Genomic DNA, 13,370 nt, shown 5'->3' with positions numbered 1-13,370 from the left:
TTATCAAATGATTAATAAAAATTGATTAAAAAAATATTATTCCATATTTAAAAAAGTATGTTCTAAAAGATTGCAGATAACAAGGAAACTTGTCGCTTCCTTTCTAAAACCCTAATAAATTATATTAATCAACTTTATCCATACTAACACTTGTTTTATTATCCAAAATTAAAAAGTCTAAGTATTTCACATTATCTCTAACAAAAGAAGCTCGGAGATGATATTCATCTTTATAAATAGGTTTATTTTGAAATAAACTAGGACATATTCCATTAATGTCGCAGAGATAGTCTAAAGGATCAATAATTTGAGCACCCGCTTGAATTGCAACATTTTTTAACTTTTTTACAAATGAATTATTTGAGTTTATAATTTCATCTTTATAAAGATTCATTAAGTTCAGGCTAAACTTTTCTCCAACTAAAGAACGATTTATCATTTTCATAGGATCAACCTTATCTCCTCTCGGCATATTAAGTATAACGTAAACAGATTTTTTTAAATCCACTAACTTTTTAATACTTAATTGGAATTCAAGCAGAGTTTTTTCAACAGCAAGAGGTGATTGAATTAAATATTCATTAAAATTACCATTTTTATAATACGCTTTTTTATTATCATCAAAATAACGCAACCATAAAGATCCAATCACCACTGTTTTTATTTCAGGATCTTCGGAAAATTTATAAGCATTATTGACAAAAGGATGACATTCAGGCTTATTCAATACCCTTACACTTTTAATTGGCATACATCCTTGTTTTGTAAAAAATATAGATTTTTTTTCAATATTTTTATTTTCACTTAAAAGTCTTTCAATTCTTGGAGCATATTGCTCCATATTACAATCACCCAAAAAAAGAATTTTTTCTTTATAATCTTTACTTTCATAAAAATCTGAATCCAAAAACTTTCTTGCCTGTAAATTTTTTGTGGGAAAATTCCAATCATTCATTGCAATACTATACTCAGTCATTCCAAATTGATCTGAATAGGGTTTGATTATGCCAATGTATCCTCCTATTCCAATTAACCCGGCAAATAATGAAGCTGACAACAAAGTGTATGCCGCAAATTTTTTATTGACTTTCTTAATTGGCTTTTCAAGAAAATGATAAGTCATTATTGACAATAATGCTGTTAAAAATAAAACTATTATTAAACTTATAAGTGGAGGATGATCTGAAAATAATAATTTATTATAAGAAATTAATGGCCAATGCCAAAGATAAATAGGATAACTTAACAAACCTATATAAACTACATAACGATTGGCTAAAAACACTCGATTGATATAAGAATTCTGTCCAGAGTCAATAATTAAATAAGTGCCAATAACAGGTAATAGAGCCCAAAAACCAGGGAATAACTTATCACTATTTATAAAAATGAGTGATAAAATAATGAATAAAATACCCAATAATGACTTAAAATTATTTATAATTTTTCTATCATCTCTCTTTTTATATAAAGTAATATATCCTAATAAACTTCCAAATAAAATCTCCCAAAATCTCGTTATAGGCATTTTATATGAAAAATTTACTTTCTCTAATGAAAATAGAAAAAAGATATTGGCTATAAAAGACAAAAATAATAATAAAACAATAATTCTTAGTAAATATTTTTTAAATCTCCAGCATATAATTACAACAAATGGCCATACAAAATAAAATTGCTCTTCAACACCAAGTGACCATAGATTAAGAAGTGGTTTCAAGTCTGAATTAAAATAATTTAAACCTTCCTTCCATTGTATTACATTTGATACAAAGCCAAGACCACCTACTATATGCATTCCAAGATTTTTAAATTCTCCATCTAATAAGAGAAGCCATCCTATTAAAAGAGTTGAAAGTAAAACTAAGATAAGCGCTGGAAATATCCGAACTATTCTTCTAAAATAAAAATCTGTAACACTAAAGGTTTTATTGTCTAAATTTTTGAATATGATAGTTGAAATTAAAAATCCAGAAATAACGAAAAATATATCGACGCCGATAAATCCGCCTGGATTTGCTTCAGGAAACAAATGAAAAAATACAACTAAAATCACCGCTATTGCTCTCAAGCCATCTATATCTGGGCGGTAAACTATATTATGACTCATTAATAATCCCTTTTTAATCTTAATAATAATTTTAATAATTACTATTTAAAATAGGACTATCAATCTTTTTGTATTTAATCAATTACTAAAGCGAGGTTATTGTATATTCTTATCAATTTATTTCATTTTAGAACCAACTGTATTTCAAAACAAAATTATAATATTTCAATATTTATTTCAAATTATTAAAATCAATAATAATTTATAAAAATGGAATTACTCTCTTTTTAATAATTATAATTTCAATTATTCAAGGCTTATAGTGCTTTTTTAATAATACTCCTTGATGCAAGCAAAAATATGATTCAATTTTGGATAAAAATTGAATCATATAAAATTCACTCTTTCACTATTAATTATATATTAATATATTTATGTTTAAATAATTCAGTATTGTAATCTTAAGCACTGATAATGCAGAATATAGTTTTAATTTTTAATCGATGTAATAATTTTAATTTACATTTTAAGTAAAACTTTGAAATCATAGTCCATTATGCTTTCTTATCCAAATCGTCATTTGTTCCAGAGCCTCAGTAGCTGCTTTCTTATTGTAACTTTCTCGGTAATCAGCAAAAAAACCGTGGTCTGCATCAGGATAAACAATTATTTTTGAACTACTTTTGCCTTTCTCTAATATCTTTTCCATTTGAGCAATGTGATCCCAAGTGATATATTTATCTTTTCCACCATACAAACCAAGAACAGGAACAGTTAAAGAGGAAGCAATATCAACAGCTGCTTGCGGCTGCACAGGCGAAGTTCCTACGAGTGGACCATAAAAAGCAATACCCGTTTTAATTTTAGGATTGTGACTGGCATATAACCACACAGTTTTTCCGCCCCAACAAAATCCTACAATATTAGTTTTTGACATATTTGCTTTTTTATTTGCCTTAATAAAAGCAAAAGTAGCATCAATGTCGCCATTGACCTGTTTTGTAGTTACCTTAGAAACCACTTTAGTCATAATCTCAGGAATATCTTTTAATTTTGTTACGTCACCTTGTCTATAATAAAGACTTGGCGCTATGACGAAGAAACCTTCCTTTGCAAACCTCCGGCACACATCACGAATGTGTTCATGCAAGCCAAATATTTCATGACAAATTGCTAAAACTGGAAAAGGACCATTTCCTGTCGGAATCACTTGATAAGCAGGAATATTGTCTTTTCCGACAGGTATCATTACATCCTTTTCCTCAATGCCACTTAAATTTGTCGAAATTGCAGAGTGCGCAATAGGCATAACAGCAAGTGCATAGCCCGTTGTTAAAGCTGTTTTTATAACGAATTCACGTCTATTCAATTGACTTAAATTTTCTTTCTCGTTTTGATCAGTCATAGTCTCTCCTGCTCGAAATATGAGTTACAAAAACAAAAACTGACTTAGTGTGGATTAACATAAGAAAAGGCACTTTTAATATTTGCTAAAAGAGAAGGCATTGTTTTTATACCGTCATCTTGAGCAAGTAAACGACAGGTAATCCGTGAACTTAAAAAAACTCCAGGAAGTCCAGCGCCCGGTTGAGTGCTTGCCCCTACAAAATAAAGCCCTTCAATTTCTTTTGATTTATTTGAAGGTCTAAAACCAGCGCTTTGCAAAAGCCAAGGCTCTAAACCAAAAGCATTTCCTAAATGACTTTGCAATGTATTGCTAAAATCTTCAGGGGTAAAAATACTTTTTACGACAATTGAAGATTTTAATCCCGGTAAGAATTTTTCTTCAAGCATATCTGTTACTTTATTTGCAAACTCATTTTTATACACATCCCAATTGGTACCACTTGCAAGATTCGCAACGGGTACCAATGCATAAATCACTTCTCCACCCTCAGGAGCTAATGAAGGATCACTGCGTGTGGGAATATGTAAATAGATACTAAAATCATCGAAAATTATTTTCTTTGTAAATATATCTTCAAGTAATTCTTTATAACGTGGTCCGAGTGCAATTGTATGCTGCGGTAAATGTGTCCATTGTTTATTTGTACCAAAATACATTAAAAATGCTGACATACTGTAATCTGCTCGGTTTAGTTTACGAGCCAGTCTTCTAGGCTGCGCAGTTCCTTTTAAAACTGTTTGCACAAAACGATGCATATCGGCATTGGCAACAACTTTTTTTGCTCGAACTATATTAAATGGAGTTCTTAATTCAAAATGATCATTATGATTTTTTTTAATTGACTCAACAGGCGAGGACAATAAGACTTCCCCTCCCAATTCTCTAAATCGTGTTTGAAATGCTCTAGCAAGAGCATGCATACCACCCACAGGATGATAAACTCCATATGCTCTTTCTAATCTATTTATAAGAGAGTAAACTCCCGCTGCTCGAAAGGGATTCCCCCCAATTAAAAGTGGATGAAAACTTAAAAACTGTCTCACTTTTTCACTTTTAACGTAACGAGAGACAAGAGAATATACGGGACGAATAGCATCCAGTTTTAATAAATGGGGAGCAACTCCCAACATACTCATTGGATTTGAAAAGTTTTTATCACCCAATTCGATAAAACCTTTTTGAAATACTTTTTCTGCGTGCGAAAAAAAAGCAATAACACCTTCAACATCATTAGGGCTGACACGCACAATTTCTTCTAATAACTTCTGCTTTGAATTAAAATGAGAAATATGTGAGCCATCATGGAAAACGACATTATAATAGGGATCAACCGAAATAAATTGACAATAATCTTCTCTTTTTGCACCAGACATTTGGAAAATATCATCAATTAAAAAGGGTGCTGTGATAATAGATGGTCCTCTATCAAAACGATAACCCTGATGTTCTTCAACATAGGCACGCCCACCTACTTTATCGAGGGATTCTATTAAAATAACAGACATCCCCATGCTTTGTAGGGTTAAGGCTGATGACAGCCCTCCAAAGCCAGCGCCCACAATAGCTACATCAAATAGACTCATAATTTACCTTTTTCACAAAATGACAGTTCTATCTACTCTAAAATTTTTATCTAATTTTGCAACCTTAATAGGAGAAAATCCTAAAATTATTTTAAAAAAGATAAAAATTCTTGTTATTTTTGAAATAACAGTTCTCTGTTTTAAAATATTTTGTTTATCAATTAAAATTTTACCTAATATTGACCCGTAGATTGCAAGCATAAGGCGAACACAAAAACGCGCTCGAAGAGTTGGAATACTTTTAATTCCTTGATAAGCACTTATATAATAATTTATTGCCTGATTGGAAAGATCATCTATAAAATATAAATTTTTTAAATTATTATTCTCTGAAAAGAAGTTGTTATCAATTTTTATATTATAATATTCACAGTAAGATTTTGGAATATAAACTCGACCATTTTCAAAATCTTGTTTTATATCTCTTAATATATTTGTTATCTGCATTGCAATACCCAAATGTTCCGCAGCTACAGATGCATCATTTGTTTGAGATACTTTAAATATTTTTGCCATTATATGTCCAACAACACCAGCTACTCGATAACAATATAAATAAAAATCATTAAAGTTTTGTGGTTGAGAAAAATTTTCATCCATTTTTTGACCAATAATAAGCTCCTCAAAATGCTTTTTTTCTAAGTTAAATTCAATGACTTTTCTACGCGCCTCAAAAACAAAGTTTTCCGCGGATTTTAAGTCAATAATCATAAATAGACAGAAAGAAATACGTTCTTTAACTTGCAATAAAAAATGGGCTGCTACCAAAGAATCCTTTCCCCATAAAACACTTAAAAATTTATTTGAAAAACTTGCCCCTTGTAAGGCATTGCGAAGGTTTGGAATTTTAACAAACTCATCTGTTGCATCATCTATAAGTCGACAGAGAGCATAAATAAAATATGCAGAATTTCTTTGTTCCTTTAACAGCACATGAGAAGCAAGATAAAATGATTTACCATTATTTTTTGTGATATTTTTGCAAATATATTCTAATGAATGAAAACATTGAAAATCATCTAATTGGACATGAGAACTTTTAAAGAAAATTTTTCTCGCTCCCATAAGTATTTGAGTGATTTTTTTTGCAATGTTATTTGGATTTAATATTTCCAAAGTTATATTAAATTTATCCAACCCTCTGACTCTAAAATAAAAAGGCGCTGATTCAATTTTAAGGTTTAAACAAACTTCCCCAAACAAAGGAGAAGAAATTTTTTCTGGATATTTTAGGAAAAAACATGATTTAGCATATTTAACGACAATCTCAGTAGTTTTTGTTTCTAAAATGATAGCATTTTGTTCACCTAATTCTTGATTTACATAAAATGCTTTTTCATATTTTGGAAAATAATAACAAACTTCCCAAGAATTTTCTTTTTCGCAGTGCCACCAAAACCAATTATTTTTTAATTTTGATAGCTTCTCTGTTCCTGCATTATGATCAAAATATAATTTAGCTTCCCTAAATTGGATACGCTTTGCGGATTGAAATAAAAGCTTATTTTGTAGATATTTATCATAAAAAAATGAATATCTTTCACAACAGTATTTTAAATCATCTTTTGTAACTTCAACTGTACTGATACTTCCATCTATTTTTAATGAATGGGTTAATAATTGCCAAAAATGCTTTTTAGAACACCCTTCTAATTTCTTCACAGATATATCATTTTTATTATATGATTTGAATGGATTGATTATAGAAAATTTAATTATTTTTTTTAAAGAATGACAAGGCAATATAAATTCTAAATATTTATCTGTTCCGTTCAACCAACTTTCAATTTTATTCTCAAAGTGCTCTCGTTCAGAATTTGAAAATACAGTGTATGAATATGCAAGTAAGTTATTATCTTCGTACCAAGTTAAATAAACCGTCGCAGGTATATTTTCATAATTATGCTCTGTAAAAGGATCATATGTACTCAATATACATAATATATGCTGATTTTCATAGGTAATTTCAAAATACAACCATTCATAACAAATATTTTTTAAAAATTTAGACAATAGAAAAGGAGCTGGGTATTCAATTTTTGCAATTTCAGCTTTTTCTATTTCTAAAATGTTCATAAAATTAAACTCTGCAATTCAGATGTATTCCTGTGATGATCTCGCTTTACTTTAGATACACTTATTTTGATATTATCCAAAGGAACTTCAAGAATAAGATGAATGTATTCTCGTGATTTTTTATGACAGGAAACAGAATCTAATAAAAGAGAGGATTTTTCTAAATAACTCTGAGCTTTTTGGAAGCATAGCTCTAAACTCGACTTAAATTTAACATGAGAAAGCATAAAGTCAGAAAATTGATTTTTTAAAAAAGCATTATATGCGCTTTGCTTTTCAAGAGGAGAAAGAAAATCGAGAAATGCCAGTGAAAGTGCGCTACGCAGACCAGAATTAAGATCCTCAAGAGATTTACTACCGCTCATTTCAGGTAATAGATTTTTAATATCATCATAAATTTGAAAGGAGAGTCCATAGTTTCTAATTAGTGTATGAATGGCTTGAGAGCTGCTTTTATCTATTTTAATAATACGACTTAAACACTCAACTGAAAACTGAAGTAAACGTGCCGTTTTTAATTCAGCACATTTATTATAAAACTCCCAACGCTGCTCTGAGTTGCCAAAAAAAAGCGATTCAATAAACTTTTTATTTGTATTGCTTAAATCTAAAGCTTGTCCAACATGACAATCATAAAGAGTATTTATAGCTATGGGTTGCATTGTTAATGGTAGATTTTTAATTGCTAAAAAATACATCCACGTTCCAGTATTTAAAGTATTTGGCATACCATATTGAACATAAAGAGCTTGCTGACCACGCCTTTCTAAACTCCCATCTTCTATGTCATCAATTATTAGGCTTGCACAGTGTAGGATTTCAACACTCAAGAGAACTTTCATACAATTCTCAATGACAGATCTGCTCTTTTTTTCAATCTCTCCGTAATCTTTTAAAAAATCTTCTTTTAAATAAAAATTTCTTAGCATCCATGAACACATTAAAGGGCGAATTCTCTTTGCTTTAGAGTTTAATGAAGAGAGAGTCAACTCTAGTAGACTTTCTTTTATACCTAAGTTTACAAATTGATTTTGAGATATTTTATCTATGTCATTCTCAAGTTTATCAAAAAAATGATTGAGTCTCATTGAGAAATATTGATAATCTCGCATAACAATATGTCTTGTGCTTTTACTCTGAGGCAATTGTTCTCTCCAAAAATTTCTTAACCTTAACTAGGTATTGATTTCAAAATATTTTTCTTTGTTTTTAACATTAACATAAAATGCAGTATAAAAATGGGGATTCCAACAAAAGCAATTGAATAACCGATAAAGCGCACATAATTTGAGTAGTTATAAAGCAAAAGTGGTCCTGTAAATGACCAGGCAAACCAAGGTTTATTTGCTAGAATTAGAGTCGTAAAGACAGCGCGTAAGCCTGCCATACCAAAATGCATGGAATACTCTAAACTTGTCAGCCCGCCTAATGCTTGTCTGCTTTTCTTTTCTTCAAAAACATCACAAAATTCAATTATTAAAGTTACAAAAGTGAGTATAACTGCTATCCATAGAAATATTCCTGAAAAATTTTCTGCAAAAAGAAAAAAAACAGTGAAAGGAAATAAAAATGAATTCCATGTGTGGAGTGCATGTTCCTTTTGCGATTCTGGCTTTTCGTATAAACGATATTTATAAAGATGAAAGTAAAGCCCATCAACAGTTGCAACAATGGTAAAGAGAATAAGAAAGAAACAACTCATAGTTTCAATACTCATAACAACTATCCTAATTTATATTTTTTTTGAATGCGTTTTATAATACGTTCAGATGATTTCATAACCATTGTAACACCAGCACCTGGATGAATACCAGCACCAACAAAAAAAAGACTTTCGACCTTAGATTCTCCTGAGAAATGAAAAGACATGGGGCGGAATTGAGCACTTGTTGCGCTGTAAATTCCTCCCATCAAACTTTGTGTGCGCTCGTGTAATTCTAATGGAGAAATTGTTTTAAAAACTTCTCCATTAAATGATAAATTTATTCGCTTTCTGCAAATATCTAAAATTTTATTTGTATAAATTAAAGAAGATTTTTCATCCCAACTGTGACCAGATGCAAGATTAGGAGCCATTGCAGAAATAAATAATATGCGAGGTGAAATATTTTTATCCGTAGCATGTGGCCAAACTAAATAAATACAAGGATCTTCAGGTATTTTTAATTCAACTCCAACCTCATAAAAACTTTGATTCCAACTTTTTGGAAATATTTTTGTGTGATGAGAAATTTCTGTATGATCTTTCCAATCAAAGAGAATAACAAATTGACTTTCAGATGGTCGTAAGAGTTTATTTGTTAACTTATTATTCAGTAACTTATTAATAAACTCACTTTCAATCCAATTTTGGCTAGCAACATAAGGATCTCCATTTGAAATGAGAATGTCATATTTTTTTGTCTCCTCATGTTTATCTCTTTGAAAATAAAGTTGCCATCCTCTATTTTTAAATTCATTTCCTAGAGGAATTGCTTTTGTTACTTTTGTTTGATAACTAAAATTAGCATTATATTTTATAGCGGCATCATATAAGCTTTTTGCAATAGAATAAATACCTCCTTTTGGAAAAACAATATCAGAACCGAGTTCAACATGTGCAATACTTAAAATAGCACCTGGCGCTACCGATGGTTGAACGCCAATATAACTTGCAAAATGATAAAAAAACTCACGCATATTATTATTTGTAAAAAGAGAATCAATTACCTGTGAGTAAACTCTTAGCATTGTTTTTGGATGCTGAAAAACAACGCCCGAAGCCATTGATTTTAAACCTAGTGATAATACTGTTGGAGGTTCTTCATTGAAAATAAAATTATCTGCAAATTCAAAAATTGATTTTGCAATTTTAAGAGATGTATTTAATTGTTGTGAAAGTAAATAATCTTTTTTTTTAAAATATGAAATAAGAGAATCTTTGCCAATTGGAAGATGCCAATCTGTTCCATCAGCAAATAATAGGTGGCTTCCTTCATTCAAAGTTAAGAGTTCTGGAGGGTTTAAATTTAACTCTGAAAAAGTTTTTTTTATTTGATCTGGCAAAGAAATAAGTGTTGGACCTGTGTCCCAAGTGAGCCCTTCATTGTTTGTGTATTTATACATTTTGCCACCAGCAAATGCACCCATATCATAAACATCAACATCAACACCCATTTTTGCTAAATGGGCTGCAGTTGTTAATCCTCCAACTCCAGCACCAACGATAGCTGCTTTCATGACACTCCTTCATTAGAAGGGGGTTAAAAGATCTATTTTCTTTTTGCTTGGAGTTTTAGGTAACATAATTGTGAAGACACTGCCAGCCCCTAATTCACTTCTTAAGGAAATAGTTCCACCATGTGCCTGCACCACATGCTTTACAATGGCAAGTCCAAGGCCAGATCCTCCACCGAGGCGGTTGTGTGATTTATCAACTCTATAAAATCGCTCAAATGCACGTATACGTGCATTATCAGGAATACCAATTCCTGAATCTTCAACAAAGATAATATGGTGAGTTTCGTTCTGACGCACACTTATTTTTACCACACCCCCAGGGCGATTGTATTTAACGGCATTGTCAACTAAGTTAACAAGCACAGAATCAAAGCGTTGCGCATCAACCATAATTTCTTCAATTTCAGGATCGACATCTGCAAGTAAGTCAACATCTGCTTGCTTTGCTTTTGGCATAATATTTTCGATAACACGAGTAAAACCAGCATTAACATTATAAGGCTTTATCACAAGGGTTAAAGCTCCCGACTCAAGACCAGTTAATATTAACATTTCATCGATTAACTTCGTTAAGTTTTCAGAGTTTCGGACAATAACGGAAAGAAAGTTTTGAGCTATTTCATTTTTTAATATGTCAGGCATATCTTGAATAATCTCTGCATATCCACGAATCGCTGCGATGGGAGTTTTGAGTTCGTGACTTACATTCGCAAAAAATTCACGGCGTATTTCTTCCCCTTTATGAATATCTGTTAAGTCAAATAAAAAAATCATAAATACAGGATTCTGTTGCTCTGACTGAATAGCAACAATTTTAGCGCGCACACGCCGTATTTCTGGACCATCTAAATGAATAGACTCAATAATTTGCGCAGGAATATTATTTTTTTCTTTCATTTCACGAATCATATTTTGGATAATTTCAGAAATTTCGACATTTCGAAGCACTTCAAGAACATTTCGATCAGCAACTTCAGTGTACCAACCTATCCATCGACGCACAGTGTTATTTATTTTAATTACTTTCCCTTCAGAATTAACTATTGCAACCCCTTCCCCAATCGCACCAAAAATTTCGTCGAGTCTTGTATTTTGTTCCCGTGCTTCTAAAATACTAAAACGCATTCTTTTGGCCATGTCTTGCACAGCGCGAGCAATTCTCGAAAATTCATCATTACCAACAATGGGACGTTTATCGATCCCTGCATCAAACCCACCATGACGGGTTAATTGCAATAATGAATGAGTGGGTTTATCAACAAGAATATATAAAATATAATAACAATATAGAAAAAAACCTGGTAAAATAAACACAAAAGGAAAAAACTGATCGAGTATAATGGCAATAAAAGCACCAAGAATAATACCAAGAAATATTCTTTGTTTAACAGTACTCGGATAAAATACTGATATAAGAGGTCGTAAATTGGCTTTTACCTTTGTGAATTTTGATTCCAAATTCACAAAATCCCCTTTACACCTGCTTCAATTGTTAAAGTAACAGGGCCATCATTGCAAAATAAAACCTGCATATTAGCAGCGAAAATTCCGCTGAGAACTTTATTTTCTTCTGCTTTTTTCTGTAATGTTTCAAAAAATAACTCATATAAAGGTTTTGCTAGATAAGGTCTAGCAGACAAAGTAAAACTAGGCCTATTTCCTTTTTTACAATCGGCAAAAAGCGTGAATTGACTTATAAGATAAAGGCCACCCTTAATATCTTTTACAGATAAATTCATTTTTCCATCATTGTCGTTAAATATTCTGAGTGATATTAATTTTTCAGCAAGCTTTTCAAAGGTTGGATAAAATTTATTTAAAAGCACAGGAACATCAGTTTCAGGAATTTCGGGTTGTGATTTCTGAAAACCAATTCCAAATAATATAACAAGTCCCTTTGTAAAACTGCCTTGAGATTTTCCTTCTATAATAACTTCAGCATGAGTGGCTCTTTGCACAACACACCTAACAAGAAGATCATCATCATGCATATTTATAATTCCTTACTAAGGCAATGTCTGATATGCTGGGTATGTAAAAAATAAGAAATGAATTAAATTCAAACCAAAATGGACAAGAATTGCAGATTCAATCTTCCCAGACTTTTGATAAGCATAGCCATAGCCTAATCCTGCAATAAATGCAAAAGTAGCAAATAGATATCCTGAATAAAGATGGGCATAGCCAAATAAAAGAGCAACTAATACATTAGCTAAAATAGGGGCAGAGATTTTCGATTTAAAATGTTTTGAAAGAAAATCAAAAATTCTTTTTTGTAAAAAACCCCTAAAGAAAACTTCTTCTGCAACACAAACTAAAAATAAATTTATAGAAAGAAAATAAAATGCGCCAGCTGCTAATTTAAAATCAAACTTAATAAATCCAGTTAAAACACCACACGGAATAATGATCACTGTTATAATTAATAAAGGGAGAAAAGCTTCTTTAAATATTTTTTTCCACTCATTAAATGTTTGGCATCTTTTCATAAGAATTGCAGCCATCGAAACAGCGCAAACTGTTTTCTCCACATTGATGTCAAGCCAAAATGGTTTTGAAATTGAGCTAAATTTAACTCCAGTAAAGATTGGAATCTCTGTTGAATAAGGAAAATCCTCTGCAATTAAAATATATAAAAAGCAAAGAATAACAATGAATGAAAAATTTTTTGCAAATTGACTTGATTTTTTCTCATAAATAACACAAAAAAATGTAAATAACACAACAAAAATTACAGATTGATAAGAAACATATCCCTCATAAAAGGAGGCAATGAGGAAAATATAGGAGAGGACAATTGGAACAATCGGTTTTACAAAAAACCAAAGTGAAATAGAAGACAAACAGACTAATGCAAAAAGGAGATTCGTACTCAGCATAAAATTTAACCCTTTAAATAGCGAAGAATTTTTATATATCACTGAATCATTATTATTGGCCTGTGAGTAAAGTGTAACATAGCTTGAAACCATAACAAGTCGATTTTCTGATGGGTATTGCTTACCTTCTCAAACCTACTTAAAAATTGATTGCA

The 13,370-nt window shown here is 31.0% G+C and carries 10 protein-coding genes; all 10 read right to left on the bottom strand.

The features are described from left to right. Positions 1-124: 124 nt before the first annotated feature. Entirely contained in the window at positions 125-2,110 is a 1,986-nt protein-coding gene (locus GCL57_RS01355) for an acyltransferase family protein (protein ID WP_152211461.1), read from the bottom strand. 484 nt (positions 2,111-2,594) lie between these two features. Further along, the gene (locus GCL57_RS01350; RefSeq protein WP_152211460.1) at positions 2,595-3,455 is read right to left on the bottom strand and encodes a dienelactone hydrolase family protein; all 861 of its coding nucleotides are present in this window, start codon (positions 3,453-3,455) and stop codon (positions 2,595-2,597) included. Positions 3,456-3,499: 44 nt separating this feature from the next. Beyond that, the gene (locus GCL57_RS01345; protein ID WP_152211459.1) at positions 3,500-5,041 is read right to left on the bottom strand and encodes a phytoene desaturase family protein; all 1,542 of its coding nucleotides are present in this window, start codon (positions 5,039-5,041) and stop codon (positions 3,500-3,502) included. 12 nt (positions 5,042-5,053) lie between these two features. Continuing rightward, complete coding sequence (locus tag GCL57_RS01340; protein ID WP_152211458.1) at positions 5,054-7,117, bottom strand: phytoene/squalene synthase family protein; 2,064 nt, start codon at positions 7,115-7,117, stop codon at positions 5,054-5,056. After that, on the bottom strand, positions 7,114-8,262 hold the full coding sequence (locus GCL57_RS01335) for a polyprenyl synthetase family protein (RefSeq protein ID WP_152211457.1): 1,149 nt from the start codon (positions 8,260-8,262) through the stop codon (positions 7,114-7,116). Before GCL57_RS01335 ends, GCL57_RS01340 begins: the two co-directional genes overlap by 4 nt. A gap of 26 nt (positions 8,263-8,288) precedes the next feature. Then, positions 8,289-8,834, bottom strand: a complete 546-nt coding sequence (locus tag GCL57_RS01330; protein WP_152211456.1) for a hypothetical protein — start codon at positions 8,832-8,834, stop codon at positions 8,289-8,291. 5 nt (positions 8,835-8,839) lie between these two features. Then, positions 8,840-10,336, bottom strand: a complete 1,497-nt coding sequence (locus tag GCL57_RS01325; RefSeq protein WP_152211455.1) for a phytoene desaturase family protein — start codon at positions 10,334-10,336, stop codon at positions 8,840-8,842. A gap of 12 nt (positions 10,337-10,348) precedes the next feature. After that, positions 10,349-11,800, bottom strand: a complete 1,452-nt coding sequence (locus GCL57_RS01320; RefSeq protein ID WP_152211454.1) for a sensor histidine kinase — start codon at positions 11,798-11,800, stop codon at positions 10,349-10,351. Then, entirely contained in the window at positions 11,797-12,327 is a 531-nt protein-coding gene (gene dtd / locus GCL57_RS01315; RefSeq protein ID WP_152211453.1) for a D-aminoacyl-tRNA deacylase, read from the bottom strand. Before dtd ends, GCL57_RS01320 begins: the two co-directional genes overlap by 4 nt. A 15-nt stretch (positions 12,328-12,342) precedes the next feature. Continuing rightward, positions 12,343-13,215: a CPBP family intramembrane glutamic endopeptidase gene (locus GCL57_RS01310; RefSeq protein ID WP_161597533.1), complete on the bottom strand. Its 873-nt coding sequence runs from the start codon at positions 13,213-13,215 to the stop codon at positions 12,343-12,345. Between the last annotated feature and the right edge of the window lie 155 nt (positions 13,216-13,370).

It is taken from the genome of Fluviispira multicolorata (assembly GCF_009208585.1).
GTDB lineage: Bacteria > Bdellovibrionota_B > Oligoflexia > Silvanigrellales > Silvanigrellaceae > Silvanigrella > Silvanigrella multicolorata.
Note: the sequence above shows the minus strand (reverse complement) of the source record. Positions and strands in the feature narration are given on the sequence as shown.